The sequence below is a fragment of the Nocardioides pantholopis genome, from assembly GCF_003710085.1.
Lineage (GTDB): Bacteria > Actinomycetota > Actinomycetes > Propionibacteriales > Nocardioidaceae > Nocardioides > Nocardioides pantholopis.
In genome coordinates this window covers 3035084-3055803 of record NZ_CP033324.1, presented here as the reverse complement: position 1 = coordinate 3055803, position 20720 = coordinate 3035084, and the positions used below count along the sequence as shown (strand labels likewise).

At 73.2% G+C, this 20720-nt stretch carries 19 protein-coding genes; 9 read left to right on the top strand and 10 right to left on the bottom strand.

What is annotated here, in order from left to right:
- The first annotated feature begins 36 nt into the window (after positions 1–36).
- The 6 genes from EBO35_RS14670 (at position 37) to EBO35_RS14645 (ending at position 8033) form a co-directional block, all read left to right on the top strand.
- Entirely contained in the window at positions 37–768 is a 732-nt protein-coding gene (locus EBO35_RS14670) for a ComF family protein (protein ID WP_241153714.1), read from the top strand.
- 385 nt (positions 769–1153) lie between these two features.
- Positions 1154–1780, top strand: a complete 627-nt coding sequence (gene hpf, locus EBO35_RS14665) for a ribosome hibernation-promoting factor, HPF/YfiA family (RefSeq protein ID WP_122818362.1) — start codon at positions 1154–1156, stop codon at positions 1778–1780.
- Between the two features lie 144 nt (positions 1781–1924).
- A complete protein-coding gene (locus EBO35_RS14660; RefSeq protein WP_241153713.1) occupies positions 1925–2596 on the top strand; it encodes a response regulator in 672 nt (223 codons plus the stop codon).
- A gap of 40 nt (positions 2597–2636) precedes the next feature.
- Positions 2637–3863: a winged helix-turn-helix domain-containing protein gene (locus EBO35_RS14655; protein ID WP_122818361.1), complete on the top strand. Its 1227-nt coding sequence runs from the start codon at positions 2637–2639 to the stop codon at positions 3861–3863.
- 62 nt (positions 3864–3925) lie between these two features.
- A complete protein-coding gene (gene secA / locus EBO35_RS14650) occupies positions 3926–6751 on the top strand; it encodes a preprotein translocase subunit SecA (protein WP_122818360.1) in 2826 nt (941 codons plus the stop codon).
- A gap of 109 nt (positions 6752–6860) precedes the next feature.
- Positions 6861–8033: a hypothetical protein gene (locus tag EBO35_RS14645; RefSeq protein ID WP_122818359.1), complete on the top strand. Its 1173-nt coding sequence runs from the start codon at positions 6861–6863 to the stop codon at positions 8031–8033.
- 31 nt (positions 8034–8064) lie between these two features.
- Here EBO35_RS14645 and EBO35_RS14640 read toward each other — a convergent pair whose 3' ends face one another.
- Positions 8065–8634 (bottom strand): Rv3235 family protein, encoded by a 570-nt coding sequence (locus EBO35_RS14640; protein ID WP_122818358.1) that lies wholly within the window; start codon positions 8632–8634, stop codon positions 8065–8067.
- The gene (locus EBO35_RS14635) at positions 8631–9245 is read right to left on the bottom strand and encodes a LysM peptidoglycan-binding domain-containing protein (RefSeq protein ID WP_164477987.1); all 615 of its coding nucleotides are present in this window, start codon (positions 9243–9245) and stop codon (positions 8631–8633) included. The genes EBO35_RS14640 and EBO35_RS14635 overlap by 4 nt, the downstream gene beginning before the upstream one ends.
- Before the next feature lie 208 nt (positions 9246–9453).
- On the opposite strand from EBO35_RS14635, the gene EBO35_RS19545 reads away from it, so the two are divergent.
- Positions 9454–9990 carry a hypothetical protein gene (locus EBO35_RS19545; RefSeq protein ID WP_164477986.1) on the top strand — a complete coding sequence of 179 codons (537 nt, stop codon included), beginning with the start codon at positions 9454–9456 and terminating at the stop codon, positions 9988–9990.
- Positions 9991–10009: 19 nt separating this feature from the next.
- On the opposite strand, the gene EBO35_RS14625 is transcribed toward EBO35_RS19545, so the two are convergent.
- The 4 genes from EBO35_RS14625 to EBO35_RS14610 are packed head-to-tail and all read right to left on the bottom strand — an operon-like array spanning position 10010 to position 13288.
- The gene (locus EBO35_RS14625) at positions 10010–10342 is read right to left on the bottom strand and encodes a sec-independent translocase (protein ID WP_122818356.1); all 333 of its coding nucleotides are present in this window, start codon (positions 10340–10342) and stop codon (positions 10010–10012) included.
- A gap of 3 nt (positions 10343–10345) precedes the next feature.
- Entirely contained in the window at positions 10346–11509 is a 1164-nt protein-coding gene (locus EBO35_RS14620) for an Mrp/NBP35 family ATP-binding protein (RefSeq protein ID WP_122818355.1), read from the bottom strand.
- A gap of 11 nt (positions 11510–11520) precedes the next feature.
- A complete protein-coding gene (locus EBO35_RS14615; RefSeq protein ID WP_122818354.1) occupies positions 11521–12048 on the bottom strand; it encodes a DUF1003 domain-containing protein in 528 nt (175 codons plus the stop codon).
- On the bottom strand, positions 12041–13288 hold the full coding sequence (locus tag EBO35_RS14610) for a magnesium transporter MgtE N-terminal domain-containing protein (RefSeq protein WP_122818353.1): 1248 nt from the start codon (positions 13286–13288) through the stop codon (positions 12041–12043). The genes EBO35_RS14615 and EBO35_RS14610 overlap by 8 nt, the downstream gene beginning before the upstream one ends.
- A gap of 231 nt (positions 13289–13519) precedes the next feature.
- Here EBO35_RS14610 and EBO35_RS14605 point away from each other — a divergent pair, with 231 nt between their 5' ends.
- The gene (locus tag EBO35_RS14605; protein ID WP_122818352.1) at positions 13520–14482 is read left to right on the top strand and encodes an alpha/beta hydrolase family protein; all 963 of its coding nucleotides are present in this window, start codon (positions 13520–13522) and stop codon (positions 14480–14482) included.
- A 148-nt stretch (positions 14483–14630) separates the two neighbouring features.
- A complete protein-coding gene (locus tag EBO35_RS14600) occupies positions 14631–16622 on the top strand; it encodes an RCC1 domain-containing protein (RefSeq protein WP_164477985.1) in 1992 nt (663 codons plus the stop codon).
- An 11-nt stretch (positions 16623–16633) separates the two neighbouring features.
- Here EBO35_RS14600 and EBO35_RS14595 read toward each other — a convergent pair whose 3' ends face one another.
- Genes EBO35_RS14595 through EBO35_RS14580 form a run of 4 tightly spaced genes read right to left on the bottom strand, consistent with a single transcriptional unit; the run spans position 16634 to position 20688 of the window.
- Positions 16634–17776, bottom strand: a complete 1143-nt coding sequence (locus EBO35_RS14595) for a hypothetical protein (RefSeq protein ID WP_122818350.1) — start codon at positions 17774–17776, stop codon at positions 16634–16636.
- Between the two features lie 7 nt (positions 17777–17783).
- Positions 17784–18041, bottom strand: coding sequence for a DUF6752 domain-containing protein (locus EBO35_RS14590; protein WP_241153712.1), 258 nt, complete (start codon positions 18039–18041; stop codon positions 17784–17786).
- Positions 18029–19645: a methyltransferase domain-containing protein gene (locus EBO35_RS14585; RefSeq protein ID WP_122818349.1), complete on the bottom strand. Its 1617-nt coding sequence runs from the start codon at positions 19643–19645 to the stop codon at positions 18029–18031. The genes EBO35_RS14590 and EBO35_RS14585 overlap by 13 nt, the downstream gene beginning before the upstream one ends.
- Positions 19642–20688 carry a glycosyltransferase family 2 protein gene (locus tag EBO35_RS14580; RefSeq protein ID WP_164477984.1) on the bottom strand — a complete coding sequence of 349 codons (1047 nt, stop codon included), beginning with the start codon at positions 20686–20688 and terminating at the stop codon, positions 19642–19644. Before EBO35_RS14580 ends, EBO35_RS14585 begins: the two co-directional genes overlap by 4 nt.
- Positions 20689–20720 lie beyond the last annotated feature (32 nt).

The window sequence follows — 20720 nt, the reverse complement described above, 5'->3', positions numbered from 1 at the left end:
GTTGCCGGGCGGCCGTGGTGCTGCTGGGGTGGCCTGGTGCGAGACGCCGCCGCGGACCTGCTCCTCGGTGCCTCCTGCGTGGGATGCGCCCGCCCCGGCCGGCTGCTGTGCCCCCGCTGCGCGGCCACGCTGCCGCGCGGAGCGGTCCCGGCCTGGCCCACGCCGGTCCCGCCCGGCCTGGCGACCCCCTGGGCGGCGGGGGAGTACGCCGGGCTGGTGCGCACGCTGGTGCTGGGCCACAAGGAGCACCGCCTGCTCGGGCTGGCCGCGCCGCTGGCGGGCCTGCTGGGCGGCGCGGTGACCGCGGCGGTGCCTGCCGGCGTACCCCTGGTCCTGGTCCCGGTGCCCTCGCGTCCCGCCAGCGTCCGGGCCCGGGGGCACGACCCCACGCGGACCCTGGCCCGGCTGGCGGCGGCCGGTCTGCGCCGCGGGGGGCAGGACGCGCTGGCGCAGCGGCTGCTGGTGTCCCGTCCGGGCGTGGTCGACCAGGCCGGGCTGGGCGCGGCCGAGCGGGCCGCCAACCTGGCCGGCTCGATGGCCTGCCCGACGGCGCTGCTGCGCCGGCTGGGACGCCGTCGACAGCGCGCCCTGGTCGTGGTCTGCGACGACGTCCTCACCACCGGGGCCACCGCCCGTGAGGCCCAGCGGGCGCTCGAGGCGGTGGGCCTGCCGGTCGCGGCCGTCGCGGCCGTGGCGGCGACTCGCCGGCGGATCCGGCCGGGTGGTGAGACTGGGCGGACCCGTCCTTTGTTCGTCACCGGCGAGTGACTACGGTCAAGGCATGGAGTCCGCCCGGGTCCGTGGTTGCGTCCTCGAGGCGCCCCCGGTGCCTCGAGGGCAAGCCGATGCCAGTCGCAGGCGAAACGGTCCACGTAAGTCCGTCCGCGAGGGCGGGCGATCACGGTGCGGCTTAGACGTAAGTCCTGCCTCGTCCCCACCGTCAGATGCGGTGGCCGGCGGGAGAAGGCCGGTAGTGGCACAGAAGCTGCGGAAGCCTCGGCAGGCGATTGTGGGGTCGAAGACCAGGTCGGCCGGGCGGACTCCTCCTCAGCTCCCCGCAGGTGCACGGGCGCGCTGCCCGGGTACCGGCTCTCCTTGAGAATTTCGGGAGCTGAGGCAGCCGAAGTCACCAACTGTGCATCGGGAGGTTCACATGGAAGTTGTGGTCACGGGACGTCACTGCGAGATCACCGAGAGGTATCGCGAGCACGTGGCGGAGAAGCTCACCCGGCTCGAGAAGCACGACCACCGGATCATGAGGATGCACGTGGAGGTGGAATGCGAGACCAACCCCCGCCAGCACGACCGGGCGGTGCGGCTGGAGCTCACGGCCCACTCCAAGGGGCCGGTGATCCGCGCCGAGGCCGCCGCCGAGGACAAGATGGCGGCCCTCGACCTCGCCCTGGACAAGATGGCCGCCCAGATGCGGCGGGCCGCTGACCGGCGCCGGGTGCACCGCGGGAACAAGGCTCCGGTCTCGGTCGGGCAGGCACTCGCCGACACCGAGCCGCTGCTGGCCGACGCCGAGGAGGAGACCTCGGAGACCCTCGAGCGGCAGGCGGGACCGATCGCGGTCACCGGCGACGGTCCGCTGGTGGTCCGGGAGAAGGCCCACCAGGCATCCCCGATGACCCTCGACCAGGCCCTGTACGAGATGGAGCTGGTCGGCCACGACTTCTACCTGTTCGTCGACAAGGAGAGCGAGCGGCCCAGCGTCGTCTACCGGCGCCACGGCTACGACTACGGCGTGATCTCCCTCGACCTGGGAGCCGGGGACTGACCCGGAAATCGATCGCGGAGGCCGGCTCGACCCGGCCGTGCACACCGGGGTGGCCCGTCCGGGCCACCCCGGTGTCCCATTTCGGGGCCCGGACGGAAGCCAGAGGGGGCCCGTTCGTGCCATGATGCGACCGTGGCGGATGGCGTGAGTGAGTCAGCGGCGGAGCCGATCCGGGTGCTCGTGGTCGACGACCAGCAGTTGTTCCGTCGGGGTCTGACGATGCTGCTCACCGTCGAGGCCGACATCGAGGTCGTCGGCGAGGCCGGCGACGGTGTCGAGGGGACGAACCTCGCGGCCACCACCGCCCCCGACGTCGTGCTGCTCGACATCCGGATGCCGAAGCGCTCCGGCATCGAGGCCTGCCTGGCGATCAAGGAGGCGGTGCCGTCGGCGAAGATCGTGATGCTCACGGTCTCCGACGAGGAGGCGGACCTCTACGAGGCCGTCAAGAGCGGCGCCTCGGGCTACCTGCTCAAGGACTCCTCCATCGACGAGGTCGCCCAGGCCGTCCGCGTCGTCGCCGACGGGCAGTCGCTGATCAGCCCCTCGATGGCTGTGAAGCTGATCGACGAGTTCAAGCAGATGTCGCGCCCCGAGCGTGACCACGTCCCCGGCCTGCGGCTCACCGAGCGCGAGCTCGAGGTGCTGCGGCTGGTCGCCCGCGGGATGAACAACCGGGAGATCGCGCGCCAGCTGTTCATCTCCGAGAACACGGTGAAGAACCACGTGCGCAACATCTTGGAGAAGCTCCAGCTGCACTCCCGGATGGAGGCGGTCATGTACGCCGTCAAGGAGAAGCTCCTCGAGCTTCCCTAGCCGGCGGCGGGCTGTCCCCGGCACCCACTAGCCTCCCCGCATGGAGTCGCTCAGCGCCGCCCAGGCGCGGCGGGTCGCGCTGGCCGCCCAGGGGTTCCTCGACCCCCGCCACGCCGTGCCCACCATGCGCACGGTGCAGCGCACCCTGGCCCGCACCGGCGTGCTGCAGGTCGACTCGGTCAACGTGCTCGCCCGGGCGCACCTGATGCCGCTCTACTCCCGCGTCGGCGCCTACGACGTCGAGCTGCTGCGCCGGGCCGCCGAGCGGCGTCCCCGGCGGCTGGTCGAGTACTGGGCGCACGTGCAGGCGCTGATGCCGGTCGAGCTGTGGCCGGTGATGCGGCACCGGATGGACCACTACCGCGCCCGGCGCGGCAAGTGGAGCCTCGTCGCCACCTCCGAGGACGCGCTGGAGCGCTCGCTGCTGGCGGAGGTCGCCGAGCGGGGCCCCTCGACCGCGCGGGACCTCGACGACGGGCTGCCCCGGAGCCGGGAGCACTGGGGCTGGAACTGGTCGGAGACCCGCAAGGTCCTCGACTACCTCTACATGAGCGGGGACCTGGCGATCGCCTCGCGCAACAGCCAGTTCGAGATCCGCTACGACCTGCCCGAGCGGGTGCTGCCCGCCGAGGTCCTGGCCGCGCCCACGCCGACGCCCGCCGAGGCGCACGTCGAGCTGGTCCGCCGGGCGGCGGCGTCCCACGGGGTGGCGACGCTGCGCTGCCTGGCCGACTACTACCGGATGCGCGGCGACGAGACCCGGGCGGCCGTGGACACGCTGGTCGAGACCGGTGAGCTGCGGCCGGTCAGCGTGCAGGGCTGGACCCGCCCGGCGTACCTGCACCGCGACGCCCGGCTGCCGCGGCGGGTGCGGGCCCGGGCGCTGCTGAGCCCGTTCGACCCGGTCGTGTGGGAGCGCGAGCGCGCCGAGCGGCTCTTCGGCTTCCGCTACCGCATCGAGATCTACGTGCCCGCCGCCCAGCGGGTGCACGGCTACTACGTGCTGCCGTTCCTGCTCGGCGACCGGATCGTGGCGCGCGTCGATCTCAAGGCCGATCGTCGGGCCCTCGGCGGCGCGGGGCGGCTGCAGGTCCGCGCGGCGTACGCCGAGCCCGGCGCGCCCGTGGAGACCGCTGCGGAGCTGGCGGCCGAGCTGCGCCGGCTGGCCGGCTGGCTGGGCCTGGAGGCGGTGCTGGTCGAGCCCCGCGGCGACCTCGCCGCGGCCCTGGCCGCCGAGAGCGCCACGGAAACCTCGGCCGATCGTTAGGGACCGCTCAGCCGGGCTGGGTAGAGTGGCGCAGCCGCATCAACCCAAGGAGTATTTCCCTCGTGCCTGCCATTCTCGACAAGCTCCTCCGCATCGGTGAGGGCAAGATCCTCCGTCAGCTCGAGGGGATCGCGAAGGCCGTCAACGCCATCGAGGACGACTTTGTCTCGATGAGCGACGCCGAGCTCCAGGGGATGACCGTGGAGTTCAAGAAGCGGCTCGAGGAGGGCGAGACCCTCGACGACCTGATGCCGGAGGCGTTCGCCACCATGCGCGAGGCCGCCAAGCGGGTGCTCGGCATGCGGCCCTTCGACGTCCAGATCATGGGTGGCGCCGCGCTGCACCTGGGCAACATCGCCGAGATGAAGACCGGTGAGGGCAAGACGCTGGTCGCCACGCTGCCGGCGTACCTCAACGCGCTCTCGGGCGAGGGCGTCCACGTCGTCACCGTCAACGACTACCTCGCGAAGTACCACGCGGAGTGGATGGGGCGCGTCTACCACTTCCTCGGCCTCACCACCGGGGTGATCCTCCCGGAGATGCGCCCGGCCGAGCGCCGCGCGGCGTACCTGGCCGACATCACCTACGCGACCAACAACGAGCTCGGGTTCGACTACCTGCGCGACAACATGGCCTCCTCCATCGAGGAGTGCGTGCAGCGCGGCCACAGCTTCGCGATCGTCGACGAGGTCGACTCGATCCTCATCGACGAGGCGCGGACCCCGCTGATCATCAGCGGCCCGACCCAGGACGAGGTCAAGTGGTACGGCGAGTTCTCGAAGATCGTGGGCCGTCTGGAGAAGGACGTCGACTACGAGGTCGACGAGAAGAAGCGCACGATCTCGGTCCTCGAGCCCGGCATCACCAAGGTCGAGGACCACCTCGGCATCGAGAACCTCTACGAGTCGGTCAACACCCCGCTCATCTCGTTCCTGAACAACGCGATCAAGGCCAAGGAGCTGTTCCGCAACGACAAGGAGTACGTCGTCATGAACGGCGAGGTGCTCATCGTCGACGAGCACACCGGCCGGATGCTCTCGGGGCGGCGCTACAACGACGGCCTGCACCAGGCCATCGAGGCCAAGGAGAACGTGCAGGTCCGCGAGGAGTACCAGACCCTCGCCACCGTCACGCTGCAGAACTACTTCCGCCTCTACGAGAAGCTCTCCGGCATGACCGGCACGGCGATGACCGAGGCCTCGGAGTTCGACAAGATCTACAAGCTCGGCGTGGTCCCGATCCCGACCAACAAGCCGATGCAGCGCGTCGACCAGCCCGACCTCGTCTACCGCACCGAGGAGGCGAAGTACGAGGCCGTCGCCGAGGACATCGCCGAGCGCAACGCCAAGGGCCAGCCGGTCCTGGTGGGCACGGTCTCGGTGGAGAAGTCCGAGCACCTCGCCGCCCTGCTGAAGAAGAAGGGCATCCCGCACTCGGTCCTGAACGCCAAGGTGCACGCCGACGAGGCCAAGATCGTCGCGATGGCCGGCCACAAGGGCGCGGTCACCGTGTCGACGAACATGGCCGGTCGAGGCACCGACATCATGCTCGGTGGCTCGGTGGAGTTCCTCGCCGACCAGGAGCTGCGCAAGCAGGGCCTCGACCCGGTCGAGCACGCAGCGGAGTACGAGGCCGCCTGGCCGGCCGCCGTCGAGCGGATCAAGGCTCAGGTGCAGGCCGAGCACGACGAGGTCCGCGAGCTCGGCGGCCTCTACGTCATCGGCACCGAGCGGCACGAGTCGCGACGCATCGACAACCAGCTGCGCGGTCGCTCCGGCCGACAGGGCGACCCGGGCGAGTCCCGGTTCTACCTGTCGCTCGAGGACGAGCTGATGCGGCTGTTCAAGTCCGACTGGGTCGACCGGGTCCTGCAGATGCTGAAGATCCCCGACGACGTCCCGATCGAGAACAAGCGGGTCACCAGCGCGATCGCCAACGCCCAGGGCCAGGTCGAGTCCCAGAACTTCGAGTCCCGCAAGAACGTCCTCAAGTACGACGACGTCATGGACCGCCAGCGCAAGGTCATCTACGCCGAGCGCCGCGAGGTCCTCGAGGGCGCCGACCTCAAGGAGCAGGCCCGCGGCTTCATCGACGACGTCGTGCGCGGCGTCGTGACCGGCGCGACGCAGGAGTTCGCCGAGGAGTGGGACCTCGAGCAGCTGTGGACCGACCTCGGCCAGATCTGGCCGGTGACGGTCTCCCACGAGCAGCTGGTCGAGGAGGCCGGCGCGAAGTCCGAGCTGGACCGCGACCACGTCGTGTCGGTCCTCCAGGCCGACGCGCACGCGGCGTACGACACCCGCGAGGCGGAGGTGGGCGAGGAGGTCATGCGCGAGCTGGAGCGGCGCGTGCTGCTCTCGGTCCTGGACCGCAAGTGGCGCGAGCACCTCTACGAGATGGACTACCTGCGCGAGGGCATCTACCTGCGTGCCTACTCCCAGCGCGACCCGCTGGTCGAGTACCAGCGCGAGGGCTTCGACATGTTCGGCGCGATGATGGACGGCATCAAGGAGGAGACCGTCGGCTTCCTGTTCAACGTCGAGGTCACCCTCGAGGAGGTCGGCGAGGACGAGGAAGGCGGCATCGAGTTCATCGACGAGGCCGATGAGGCCGACGAGGACGCCGGTCGCCCGCTGCCCACTCCGGAGCGCGACGCCCCGCAGATCCGGGCCAAGGGTCTCGAGGCGCCCAAGCGCCCGCAGAACCTGGCCTACTCCGCGCCCGCCGAGGACGGCGAGGTCGAGGTCGTCTCGGCTCCCGCCGAGGACGACCCGTACGCCGGGGTCGGGCGCAACGCCAAGTGCCCCTGCGGCTCGGGCAAGAAGTTCAAGCAGTGCCACGGCGCGCCGGGCGGGCCGACCGGCCTGACCGCCCGCGCCAGCGGCTGAGCCGCGCGAGCCGGCTGAGGGGCTGCCCCGCCCCTCAGCCGGACCCCGCCGGCGGCTGGCTGAGTAAATCGGTTCTCGGCGACGCTCGGGCGTGCCTACGCTCGCCGACATGGACGCCTCTGCGCGCTCCCGGCGGACGCTCGCCGGGCTCCTTGCCCCCGTTGCCCTCCTGGCCGGCGCCCTCCTGACCCTCGTGCTCGTGGCCGGCGGCCTCGGCGGCGCGCCGGCCGCCGGCGCCCCGGCTGCTGCCTCGCCCGAGCCACGGGTCCCGGTGTACTCGCTGGACTACGGCAACGACCACGAGGTGCTCGACCGCCGCGACCGGCGCCGCGACGTGCGCGGTCGCGGGCTGGGCAGCCGGGCCCGCGCCGCGGCCGACCTGACCCGGGTCCGGGTGCTGCACGCGCTGACGACCGACCCGGCGCTGGTGGCGGTGCTCGACCACCGACGCGCGACCGGCCGGCTCCCCGGCCGCACCTACCGGGTCGAGCTGACCTGGGGCGGCCCGCGCCAGCGCGCCCGCCGGGCCGCTGTGAGCTACCGGACCAAGCCGCGCTCGGTGGACATCACGGGGGACGCCAAGCGCTCCTGCCGGCGGAACCCGCGCTCGGAGGTCCTGGTCGACGATCGGCGCACCGCCGTGTTCGCCGGCGTCGCCACCTCCTGCTTCGGGGACGCCCGCAGGTACCGGGTGCGGGCCACGACCCTGGCCCGCGGCCGGGTCGTCGACCGGACCGGGTGGCGCACCACCCGCCGCCTGGACCTCGCGGACCTGCGCACGACCACGCTGGCAGACCCTGTCGGGGACGTGGCGATCCTGGGCAGCTTCCCCAGCACACCGCCCCCGGTCCCGGCCCCTGACCTGGACGTCACCGCGGTCCGGATGACCGGCGGGCACCGGTCGGTGCGCGTCACGATGACCCTCGGGAAGCCGTCGGTGGCCCCGGGAGACCCCGAGCAGAGCTACGGCGTCTCGATTCACTCGACCGAGATGTTCGACGACGGGCGCGGGTCGCTCCGAGGCTCCGCCGACCGGTCCGGCACCCGAGCCCCGTTCCCGCTGAACGCGACCGTCGACGACGAGGGCGAGCTGACCTGGCCCTGCGCCGCCACCGGCCGGGCCGAGGGTGCGACAGTGGTCGTGACAGTCGACCGCTCGGTCTGCCGGCTGCCCACCGACGAGGCGCCGTACCGGGTCTCGGTGTACGTCAGCCGCTCGCTGGACGGGACGGTCACCGTCGGCGACGGCACCGTGGCGTCCGAGCCGGTCTGGCTGCCCTGACCTCCCCTGATCTCGTGGCGCCGTACGCCGGTCAGGACCAGTCCAGGGCGGTGCAGATCCAGCGGGGTGCCTCCTCGCGGCGCGGGGCGCGCAGCTCGAAGCGGGCCGCGAGGGCCCGGGAGCGCTCGCCGTAGCGGACGTGGATGCCGCTCTCGACGACGCCGCGGTCCAGGAAGCAGGTGCGGACGCTGAGCACCTTCGGCCGGACCGGCTGCACGCGGCCCTGAGCGGCGCCGTGCCCGCCCGCCTGGGCGACCAGGCGCGCGCGGCGCTCCAGGTCGGCGTACACGGCGCTCGTGGTCCAGCGCAGCAGCTGGGAGACCGGCCGGTCCCCGCCGACGATCTCCACCGCCGCCTGGGCGAAGCGGTGTGACCACTGCTCGACGTCACCGCGCCAGCGCCTGTCGATCGGGACCACGTCGCCCGCGGCTCGGCCGGCCGGGCTGGCCGCCGCCGGCGGGTCGTGGCGCGGCTCCAGGTCGAGGGCGAGGGTCCCCTGGGTGCTGGCGAGCGGCACCGGGACCCGGATCGGCACCACTGTCTCCCGGAGCGGCCGGAAGCGGCGGGGCGGTCCGGCGAGCGGGCGGTCGGCAGCGGTCATGGGTGCTCTCCTTCGGGGGACGGGGCCGGCAGACGCAGCTGCTGGCCCGGGTGGACGAGGTCGGGATCGGGGCCGATGACGCGGCGGTTGAGGTCGTGCAGGGCGCGGACTCGGCGGGCCACCGCGGTCCCGTCGGCTCCGGCGCCGAGGTCGCGCCGGGCGATCGCCCACAGGGTGTCGCCGGGGCGGACGGTGATGCTGGCTCCGGTCTGGGGCGCCGGGCGCGCCGGGGTCGGCCGGGCCGCGGCCCCTTCCGCGCGGTCGGGCAGGGGCAGCCCGTCGACGACGGCGGCACCGGCGGTCCGGTCCCCGGGCTCGCCCGGAGCGGCCGCGCCGGCGGCGGGGACCACCAGGCCGCTGACCGCCGCGAGCCCGCACAGCGCCAGCACGCCGCGGCGTACGACGCCGGGCGGCGCGGGGCGGGGAGCTCCGCGCACCACCTCGACCACCACCGCCGTGGTGACGGCCCACGCCCAGGCCGCGCAGCCGAGGAGCACCGCGCTGCAGCCGCGCACCAGCGCGGTCTCGAGGTCGTCGGCGCCGGTCCGCAGGGCGAGGGCGGCCGGGCCGACCAGCGAGACGACCAACAGGGCCGTCGCCGTGGCCAGCACCCAGACCCCGCAGGCCCGTGTTCGCGCCGTACCTACCATGTCGAATCCTTGCGTTTGCGTTAGTTTGACCACTGTCGCCCGCCTTTGATGAGCGGTCAACGGAGTCTCCACAGGAGTGGGTAGCGAGCGTGACGGCGGCCGGATCGGGGTAGCGGATGCTCAGGGCGCGCCGGACCGGCCGCCCCGCCGGAGCGAGCGAGGAGCGGGGATGGCCTGGGAGGAGCAGCTCTTCGCGGTCCTCGACGACCTCGAGCAGCAGGCCGCCGCGGCGTACGCCGCCGAGCGGGAGGTCGACCTGGTCGACCGCCGCCGGGCGGAGTACCAGCAAGTCACGCTCGCCAGCCGGCTGGTCGCGTCCGTGGGCCGGGACGTCACGCTGGGCGTGCTCGGCGTCGGCACGGTCGCGGGGGAGCTCACCCGGGTCGGGGCGGGGTGGTGCCTGGTCCGGGGCGCCGATCAGGACTGGCTGCTGCTGCTCGCGGCGCTCACGGCCGTCGGCGGCGCCTCGGATCGCTCGGTGCCGGAGGTCGCCTGGTCACCGCTGCTGCGGCTCGGCCCCGGCTCGGTGCTGCGCCGGCTCGCCGAGGCGGGCGAGCGCTGCGTGGTGCACCTGCGCGACGGCGGGCGTCACGAGGGGGTGCCGCGCCGGGTGGGCGCAGACTTCGTGGAGCTCGCGGTGGGGGAGGAGCCCCGGGTGCTGCTGGTCCCGCTCGCCGGCCTCGCCGCAGTGCAGAGCAGGGACTGAGGCCCCGCGGACCTCGGCCTCAGGTCGCGTCGGCGTCGTACGGCGGGACCTCGCCGTCGGTGAGGGGACGCAGCCCGCGGCGCCGCGGCGCCGGCTCGGCGTCCGCGTCCTCCATCGCCTCGATGATGTGCTTGCGCACGATCGTGCGCGGGTCGAGGTCGCGCAGCTCGAGGTCGGCGTACTCCGGGCCGAGCTCGTCACGCAGCTCGTCGCGCGCGGCGTTGGCGAACTGGCGGGCCTTGCGCAGCATCTGCCCGGCCTGGCGGGCCAGGTCGGGCAGGCGCTCGGGGCCGAAGACGAGGACGGCGATGAAGGCGATCACCGTCGCCTCCGCCAACCCGACCCCGAACATGGGTCAGAACTTACTGGTCGGAGTGAGTCCCAGCTGCATGCCGGCCAGTCCGCGGCCACGCCCGGCCAGGGTCTGGGCCACGTCGGCGAGCACGCGGGCGGCCGGGGCGGCCGGGTCCGCGGTCACGATCGGCGTGCCGGCGTCGCCGCCCTCGCGCAGGGCGATGTCCAGCGGGATGCGTCCCAGCACCGGGACGTCGTACCCGAAGCGGGCGGAGAGGGTCTGGGCGACCCGGTCGCCGCCCCCGGAGCCGAAGATCTCCAGCCGGTGGTCGGTGCCCTCGGCCGTGCAGTGCGGGCAGGGCAGGTAGCTCATGTTCTCCACGACGCCGACGACGCGCTGGTGCATCATCGAGGCCATCGTGCCGGCCCGCTCGGCGACCTCGGCCGCTGCCTCCTGGGGGGTGGTCACGACGACCACCTCCGCGCCCGGGAGGTGCTGGCCCAGCGAGATCGCCACGTCGCCGGTGCCCGGCGGCAGGTCGAGCAGCAGCACGTCCAGGTCGCCCCAGTAGACGTCGGCGAGCATCTGCACCAGGGCCCGGTCCAGCATCGGGCCACGCCAGGCGACGACCTGGTCGCGGCGCGGCTTGAGCATCCCGATCGAGATCACCGAGACGCCGCTGGGGGTCGGCACCGGCATGATCAGGTCCTCGACCTGGGTGGGCCGGGAGTCGGCCACGCCCAGCATCGCCGGCACCGAGTGTCCGTAGATGTCGGCGTCGACGACGCCGACCTTGAAGCCCTGCGCGGCCATCGCGAGAGCGAGGTTGACGGTGACCGACGACTTGCCGACGCCGCCCTTGCCGCTGGCGATCGCGAAGACCTTGGTCAGCGAGCCCGCCTGGGCGAACGGGATCTCGCGCTGGGCCTTGCCGCCGGACAGGACGCCGCGCAGGTTCGTGCGCTGCTCGTCGGTCATCACGCCGAGCTCGAGGTCCACGCCGGTGGTGCCCGGGACCGTGTCGATCGCGGCGGTGACGTCCCGCTCGATCGTGCTCTTGAGGGGACAGCCGGCCACGGTGAGGAGCACCGTGAGCGCCACCTTGCCGGCCTCGTCGACCGTCACGGAGTCCACCATGCCCAGCTCGGTGATCGGCCGCTTGATCTCGGGGTCGTTCACCGTCGCGAGCGCAGCCTGGACCTGCTCGAGGAGGGGGGTGCTCATGATCGACGATTCTAGGTGGTAGAGGCGTTCGGCCCGTCATCGCGGCCCGGCTGGGACCGCTCGTCGAGCTCGGCGAGCAGCGAGCGCAGCTCCGAGCGCAAGTAGTCGCGGGTCGCGACCTCGCCCACCGCCATCCGCAGCGAGGCGACCTCGCGGGCCAGGAACTCCATGTCGGCGTGGGCGCGGGCGTCCGCCTGCCGGTCCTGCTCGGCGATCACCCGGTCCCGGGCCTCCTGCCGGTTCTGGGCGAGCAGGATCAGCGGCGCGGCGTACGACGCCTGGAGGCTGAGCATCAGGGTCAGGAAGATGAACGGGTAGGCGTCCCACCGCAGGTCCTCGGGCGCCACCCAGTTCCAGCCGAGCCACACCAGCACGAACAGCGTCATGTAGATCAGGAAGCGCGCCGTCCCCATGAAGCGCGCGAACTGCTCGGCGAAGACGCCGAACGTGTCGGAGTCGTACGCCGGGCGGCGCACCAGCGGCCGGCGGGTGTCGCGGGGCGTGTCCAGCCGCTCGCGGGGGGAGTGCCCCTCAGCCATGGCGCACCGTCCGGTCCCGCCAGCCCTCGGGCAGCATGTGGTCGAGCAGGTCGTCGACGGTCACGGCGCCCAGCAGGTGGCCGTTCTCGTCCACCACCGGCGCAGCGACCAGGTTGTAGGTCGCCAGGTGCGCGGCGACCTCGTCGATCCCGGCCTCGGGGCGGAGGTTCTCCATGGACTCGTCCAGCACGCCCGCGACCAGCGTCGACGGCGGCTCGCGCAGCAGCCGCTGGATGTGGGCGACGCCGATCAGCCGGCCGGTCGGGGTCTCGAGCGGCTGGCGGCAGACGTAGACCAGCGCCGCCAGGGCCGGGGTCAGGTCGGGGTTGCGGACGTGGGCGAGCGCGTCGGCGACGGTGGCCTGGGGTCCCAGGATCACCGGCTCGGGGGTCATCATCGCGCCGGCCGTGTTCTGCACGTAGGACATCAGCCGGCGGACGTCCTCGGCCTCCTCGGGCTCCATGAGCTGCAGCAGGGTCTCGGCGGTCTCGGGGGAGAGCTCCGCGATCAGGTCGGCGGCGTCGTCGGCCGACATCTCCTCGAGCACGTCGGCGGCCCGCTCGGAGTCGAGGTGGCTGAGGATCTCGACCTGGTCCTCCTCCGGCAGCTCCTCGAGCACGTCGGCCAGGCGCTCGTCGTCGAGCGCGGCGACGACCGCGGACCGGCGCTCGGCCGGCAGGTCGTGGATCATGTTGGCGGCGTCGGCGGGGCGCATCTCGTTGAGCGCGTGCACCAGGTGGGTCGCGCCCTGGGTCGGCTCGCGCCGGCTCAGCCCCTCCACGTCGCGCCACTCCACGACGTGGGTCTGGCCGCGGCGGCGCAGCCCTTTGCCGGGCTCCTGCACGGCGACCCGGCTCAGCACCCAGTCCCGGTTGCGCGCCTGCTCCATCGCGACGTCGTACACGGTGCCGGACACGCCGGTCGGCGTGATCCGCACGTTGCGGTCCAGCATCTGCCCGATCACCAGGGTCTCGGTGGAGCGCTGCTCGAAGCGGCGCATGTTGAGCAGCCCGGTGGTGTAGACCTGCCCCGCGTCGATGTTGGTGACCCGGGTCATCGGGACGAAGATGCGCCGGCGGCCGAAGACCTCCGCGACCAGGCCGAGCACCCGCGGCTGGGTGGCCTCGGTGCGCACGGTCACGACGACGTCGCGAACCTTGCCGACCTGGTCGCCCTGCGGGTCGAAGATCGGCAGCCCGACCAGTCGGGCCGCATACACGCGGGGCGGGGTGGTGCTCACGGGCGCCCACGGTACCGGCCCCCCGGCCTGCGCCCGACCCCGCCGCGCTCGGGGCCGGCGGACGCCGTCCACGCGACCAGACCTGCCGAGTCGGCACTTTCGGCGCGACCAAAGGTGCCGGGTCGGCAATCCGGGCGGGCCGTCTGGACCAGGGTGTCGGGCCGGTCGGGCGTGGAAGGGTCCGGACACGGAGCGGCACCCGAGGCTGCCCCACGTCAGAGAGGCCCCCCAGTGAAGAAGATCCGCACCGCGCTCGCCGCGGTCTCGGCCGCGGCCGCCTTGGTCGCCGCGACCCTCGTCGGTGCCGCCCCTGCGGCGCATGCCGATGCGGCCTGCAACAACTACTCCTCGAGCTCCAGCACCTGCGTGAACAGCACCCTCAGCATCGCCGGCACCTCCTACAGCGTGGACTGGTACCTGCCGAACGGCACCGCCTCTGCCCTGATGGTGTTCCAGAACGGCTTCAGCCGGAACTGCGCCCACCTGCGCGGAAGCAGCAAGGCGATCGCCGAGAAGGGCGTGATGGTGCTGTGCATCAACGCCGACATGACGGCCGGCAACCCGGACCTGGCCGCCCAGGTCGGTGACCTCCTCAAGGCCCGGACCTTCGCGCCGCCGGCCGGCCGGCCGCTGCCGGCCCGCTACATCGCCGGGGGCCACTCCGCTGGGGGCCACTTCGCCAGCGCGCTCGGCGCCCGGCTGGACGCGAACGGCTACCCGAACTTCGCCGGCGCGATCCTGTTCGACCCGGTCGCGGCCTCGGGATTCACCGCGAACCTGGAGGCCATCTCGGACGGCGGCGCCCGGCCGGTGCTCGCGGTCACCGCTCGGCCGAGCGTGACCAACCTCTTCAACAACTCCGCGGAGGCCCTGGTCGGCCTGGACAACCCGTACGTCGGGATCCAGCTGGTCTGGGAGAAGTACGTCGCGGGCATCCCCGTCGGCGGCAGCTGCCACATCGACGTGGAGGGCGAGAACACCGACGTCATCGGCGTCGTGGGGGCTGGCTGCTCGGCGAACGCCACCCAGACCGCGCGGCTGCGTGACTTCGGCTCCACCTGGGCCCGTGACCTGGCGACGGGCACCCGCACCGGGGCGTACTACTGCACCGACGCGGCCGCCGTGGCGACCTGTGGCACCAAGGTGAAGGCCCTCGTGGACCGCTCGCTCCCGCTGGCGGCGCCCATCCGCTGACGACCGCGTGCCGTCCGATCGGCCACCCCACGCTCGGGCTCGTGGGGTGGCCGATCTCATCCGGCGACACGCCGGGTCGGAAATGGACGTCTCACCCACAACTCCTGTATCGGTGCACAACAGCAGTAACAGCCTTATGATCGTGGCCATGCCTCTCTCCCCGGTACGGATCGTGGCCGCGCTCGCGCTCGTGATCGCCTCCTGTCTTGCCGGGGCGGCCACCTCCCCGGCGCTCTCCGCCCCGGCCTCCGCCGCTGCCCCCGCCGCGCCCGCGGCGGAGCCCGGCGTCCCGGTCGCCAACCTGAGCTCCGGCGGCCAGACCAGCTGCGAGGTCAGGCCGGACGCGACCGCCTGGTGCTGGGGCGACAACAAGTACGGCCAGCTCGGGCTCGGCACCAACCAGGACCGCAGCGTCCCGGCCCAGGTCCTCGGGGGTGCTGTGTGGTCGAGCATCGACACCAGCGGCTCGACCACCTGCGGCATCCAGCTCGACTCCTCGCTGTGGTGCTGGGGCGCCAACCACCGCGGCCAGCTCGGCATCGGCACCAACGCGGCCTCCTGGCACCCGGTGCGGGTGGGTCTCGGCGCCTGGCAGCGGGTCTCGACCGGCTGGACGAACACCTGTGGTGTCACCACCGACGGCGGCCTGTGGTGCTGGGGCTCCAACCACTTCGGTCAGCTCGGGCACGGCAACACCACCGACCAGCGGGCCCCGGTCCAGGTCGGCTCGTCGCGGCGCTGGGTCGACGTCTCCGTCGGGGGTCAGCACGCCTGCGGCCTCGTCAACGACGGCCGGCTGCTGTGCTGGGGGCGCAACAACTTCGGTCAGGTGGGGGTCGGCGACACCAAGACCCGCACCAAGCCGCGCGACGTCGCCGTCCAGGGCGCCTGGAAGTCGGTCTCCTCGGGATGGCGCTCGACCTGCGCCACCGACACCTCGGGCCGTGGCTGGTGCTGGGGCGACAACTCCTCGGGCCAGCTCGGGGTGGGCGGCAGCGGCGCGACAGTGCCCACGCACGTGCCCGGCAACACCTGGCAGACGATCACGGTGGGGGACACGTTCGCCTGCGGCCTGGACCCGGCCGGCGCCACGATCTGCTGGGGCAGCAACCGGTACGGGCAGCTCGGCGACGGCCAGGCGATCCTCGACGCCCGGGCCCGGCGCACCGCCGGCCCGGCCAACTGGACCGCGATCGACGCCGGCTGGTACCACGTCTGCGGGCGGACCGCCGACGGCACCCGGCTGTGCTGGGGCAACAACGAGCAGGCGCAGCTCGCTCTCGGCGGCGGCGACCGGACCGACCGCAGCACCCCGAACGGCGCCCCCTCGGCGAGCCCCCGGTTCGCGCTGCGCAAGCAGGGGCGCAAGTTCAGCGTCACGACGTTCAACATCCTGGGCAGCCAGCACACCGAGCCCGGCGGGGGGGTGCCGTACTGGGCGCCCGGCCGGCTGCGCTCGGAGTGGGCCGCTGACGTCATCGCCGACACCGGCAGCAGCATCGTCGCGATCCAGGAGAGCCAGCGTGACCAGGTGGTCGCGCTGCAGAAGATCCTCGGCCAGCACTACGACTTCTGGCCCGGTACGTCGCTGAGCGCGCGGCACGGCTGGCAGACCGTGATGTGGGACCGCCGGGTCTGGACCCGGGAGAAGGCCCAGAACCTGGAGCTTCCGGTCCTCGGCACCACGCGGCCGCACCCGGTGATCCGGCTCAAGCACCGCAAGACCGGGCGCAAGACCTGGGTGATCAACATCCACAACTCCTCCAAGCAGACCAAGGAGCGGATCCGCGAGCGGGCCAAGGCGCTGAAGAAGATCAACCGGGTCGTGCGGAAGAAGCGGAAGACCGGCGCCCAGGTGCTGCTGCTCGGCGACTTCAACGACCGCAAGCGCGCGTTCTGCTCGGTGGTCGGGGACACCGACCTGGAGTCGGTCTTCGGCGGCTCGGTGACCAAGAAGGCGACGAAGAACAAGAAGAACAAGAAGAAGAAGAACGTCTGCCGGACGCCGCGCGGCATGGGCATCGACTGGATCTTCCACTCGCCGGGACTCAAGAACCGCTCCGCCACCCGCACCCGGACGCCGTGGGTGACCAGCGTGGCCGACCACCCCGTGGTCACCGCGCGGATGAAGATCCGCTGACCCGGGTCTGACTAGCGCCGGCTCCGCGCTGCGGCGCGGAGCCGGCGCCACCAGGTCGAGGCGGCGCCGGGACCGCCGGCGTCGGCGGCCGCGGACGTCCCCTGGGTGCGCCCCGGGCGGGCGCCGTCCTTGAGGTCCACCATCAGCCGGGCGGCGAGCGCGACCGCCACGTCGGCGACCTCCGCGTCGGTCACCGACGACGGGTGCCGGCGGGGAGGCAGCTCGGCGGGGACCGCCAGGCGGTCCAGGTCGCCGACCACGTCGAAGCCGGCCGAGCGGACCAGCTCCACGGCGCGGTCCCCGCGCCGCCGGCAGTCCTGCTGCTGATCCGCGCCGGGCCAGAACCTCTCCCCGCCGCGGGGGACCAGGCGCTCGTCGGCGAGGAAGGTCCGGATCCAGACGCCGCGGTCGTAGGCGCGCTCGAAGGACCCGGGGAGGTCCGCCCCGGGGCCGGTGAAGTGCTGGTTGAGCCGGCGCAGGGTCTCGGCCTCGGCAACCCCCATGGAGGCGTTCGGGAACCCGGTCACCGGGCCCACCACCTCCGGGTCGGTCCCGAGCACCGCGCAGAACCGCCGCCACAGCTCGTCGGGCGGGTCGCCCGGTCCGGGGGCGACGACGACGTGCACCCGGTCGGCAGGCACGGCCGGCGCCCAGCGCTCCAGGACCAGCGCCAGGTCCAGGGCCCGCCAGTCCCAGACGTCCAGCGGGTCGCTCGACTCCGACCGGCCGTACTCCTCGATCGGCGTGGTCCCGCGGTTCTTCAGCGACTCCTGCCAGCTGGAGGTGAACAGGCCGAGGGGCTCGCGGGCCGTGACGACCACGTGCACCTCGGCCGGCTCCAGCTCGCGGACGGCGCGCCGAGCCTGCTCGGCCGAGGCCGAGCAGAAGAACTCGTGGCTGATCACGACGTCGTCGGCCCAGTCGGTGGCCTCCGAGCGCAGCACCGACCAGGAGTCCGGGGCCCGCGGGTGCCGGCGGGCCACCTTGGGGTCCGCACGGACCACCAGCGAGGCCCAGAGGTGGTCGCGGCGCTCCCGGCCGGGGACGAGCAGGCCCGCCTCGCGCAGCTCGTCGCGGTGGGCCCACAGGATGGTCTGCAGGTAGCTGGTGCCGGTCTTCGGCAGCCCGATGTGCAGGAAGACGCGTCGCGCCACGGTCCGCTCAGCCCAGCTGGTCGGTGTACGTCGCGAGCAGCTCGTCGACGGCGTCCTGGTCGCGCCGGGCGATCGGCACCAGGAGCTCCTGGACGACGTCGGTCAGCTCGGCGACCCGCAGCTGGTGGCGACGGGCCTCGTGCATGGCCTCCTCCAGCTCCTCGACGCGGGCCCGCAGCTCACGGACCTGGTGGCGCAGCGAGCGCCGGCGGAAGCGGTCCCGCAGCCCACCCTCCGGCGTACCGGTCGGGTTCAGCGCGTCCATTCGACCACCATCCTGCAGGTTCGTCGGCCGGCCCGGTGGCCGGCGTCGTCGTTGTCGTCACGGTCGTCCCGCTCGTCCCGGTCGTCCCGGTCGTCGGAGTCGGTTCCGTTCGCGTCGCTCTCGACGCAGGACACTATCCGGCCGTGGCGCCGCTCGACCTCGGCGGCCACGGTCTCCGGATCGATCGGACTGATCAGCTTGCGCGCGAGCAGCGGGTCGTCGTCCACGGCCGCGCTCAGGAAGCGCAGGTGGAAGCGGCCGCCGGGGCCTGCGGCCATCCGGGCCAGCCGGTAGGCGTTCTGGCGGCCGCGGGGCGGCAGCGCGTCGATCAGGTGGTTGGCCATCACGACCTGGCGGACCGGGCGCCGGGCGAGGCGCGCGCCCCAGCCCAGCACCGACCGGGTCTCGAGGAGGTTCACCACGTCGAACGAGAGCGGCAGGTCCGGGTCGGCCGCCTCGGCCACCGCCCGGAAGCCGTTCACGGAGTAGTCGAGGCCGAGCGCCGGGACCCCCCGGCCGGCCAGCCACCAGGCCGACTCGCCGCGCCCGCAGCCGAGGTCCACGACCTCGATGTCGGTGCCCTCCTCGCGCAGCAGGTCGCGCACCAGCCGGGTGCCGCGGGGGCTCGGCTCGTAGCGGCGCTGCCCGACGTAGCGGCGGTCCCAGTCCGGGCGGTGCTGGTTGGTGCCGCGGAACCAGTCGTTGAGGCGCTCGCGGGTGCTGGCCGGGGTCGTGAAGGAGAACGCCGGGTCGGGGGTGCGCCAGGTCGGGCCGTAGGTGGCCGTCAGCAGCTTGTCGGGGTCCGCGGGCGCCGGGAAGGTCCGGCCCTCGAGGGTGGTCGTGCCCAGCGGCCGGATCCACTCCTCGCGGAAGGGCGCCCGGACCTCGCCCATCAGCACCAGGTGGCCGTCGCTGAAGAACCCGGCGAAGACGTCCAGGCCGCGGATGGAGCCGTCGGCCTCGGGGACGAAGACCTTGAAGCCGCCGCCGCTGTAGCGCTCGACGCGGTAGCCCAGCTGGACCAGGCGACGGGTCACCGTGAAGTTCTCGCGGATCACGTCGACCGGCGTCGTGTGCCGGCTGACGTAGCCCAGGTCGGCGTCGGAGTCGTGGCCGAGCAGCCGGCCCTCGCGGACCGCCCCCAGCAGGGTGCCGTACGCCGGGAACGCCTCCAGGCCGGCGGCGGTGAGCTCGTCGAGGATCCGGCCGATGGCGTCGATCAGCGGTGCCGTCTGCTCGGCGGTCCGGGTGTCGAAGGTCCGCTGGAGCCGTCCGGAGTTGTCGATGCCCAGCGGACGGCCCTCGTCGTCGAGGACGGCGATCCGCTCCTCGCTGGTGCCGAACCGGTGCTCGGCCTCGTAGAGGACAGTGGTCGCCACGTGCGCGCGCACCTGGATCGTCGTGCGCCCGTCGAGGAAGCGCTCCAGGCGGCGCGGCCACGCGATCGTGCGCTGCGGACCCTGCTCGACGCTGTCGCGCAGGGTCCAGAACGACCAGATCCGGCGGCCGTCGAAGTCGACGTCGAGCACGACGTCCTCGGCGGTGGTGAAGGTGAGGCCGGTCGCGTCGACGGAGTCGATGCGGACCGCTGGCGCGGCACTCACGGGCTCACCTCGCGGACGGTCCGGCGGGCGAGGGACCAGAACGCGACCGAGAGCCGGCGCAGGACCGGGGGGATCGACAGTCCGTCGACCCCCGGGGTGACATCGCCGGTGAGCAAACCGGTGAAGCCGTGGTCGTCGCGGCGCTGGGCCTGGACCCAGCGGCGGCGCTCGCGCAGCGTCCCGGCGTTCGCCAGCAGCCACCGCCAGCCGGCGACCTTCTGGCGCCACCAGCCGTCGCGCGCCGACATCGCGAGCATCGCCACCTCCAGGGCCAGCAGGGGTGCCGCCACGACGGCGAGCAGGCGGCGGGGGAAGACGGTCAGCACCAGGATCAGGCGGTTGCGCTCGACCAGGTAGAGCTTCTGGGGGTTGCGGCTGAACTCGTAGCGGTGCGTGACGACGGCGGTGGGCTCGTAGACGACCCGCCAGCCGCGCTGCCAGGAGCGCAGGCTGAGCTCGGTGTCCTCGCAGTAGGCGAACATCGGCTCGCAGAAGCCGTCCAGGGCCGCGAACCGGTCGGCCCGGCACACCGTGGCGGCCCCGGACGCCGACGCGACGTCCGCCGGCCGGGCGTGCGCCGCCGCGGGCTCGCCGAGCCCGCCGGCCCAGCTGAGCCCGAGGTAGTGGACCGGGTTGCCAGCGGAGTTGATGGTCTCGGGGTCGTCGTAGAGGCGCACCGAGGCGGTCACCAGCCCGACGTCCTCGGCCTGCGCGGCCAGCACCATCCGGGCCAGCGCGTCGGGTCGGACCACGGCGTCGCCGTTGACGAAGGCGAGGTACTCGCCGCGGGCCGTGCGGGCCCCGCGGTTGCACCCGGCCGCGAAGCCGAGGTTCTCCCCGGGGTCCACCACGCTCACCCCGGGCAGGTCGGCGAGGTTGCGCACGGCCTCGGAGGTGCAGCCGTTGTCGACGACGACGACGTCGACGTCCAGACCACCGGCCAGACCGGTCCCGTCGGCCGTCGAGGCGAGGAGGGCGTGGACGGCTTCCTCCAGGACGGGTTCGTCGCGCCACGCCAGGACGATCGCACTGACGCTCGGCATGGCTGACATAGTAGGCGCGCCCGGTTGCGCGC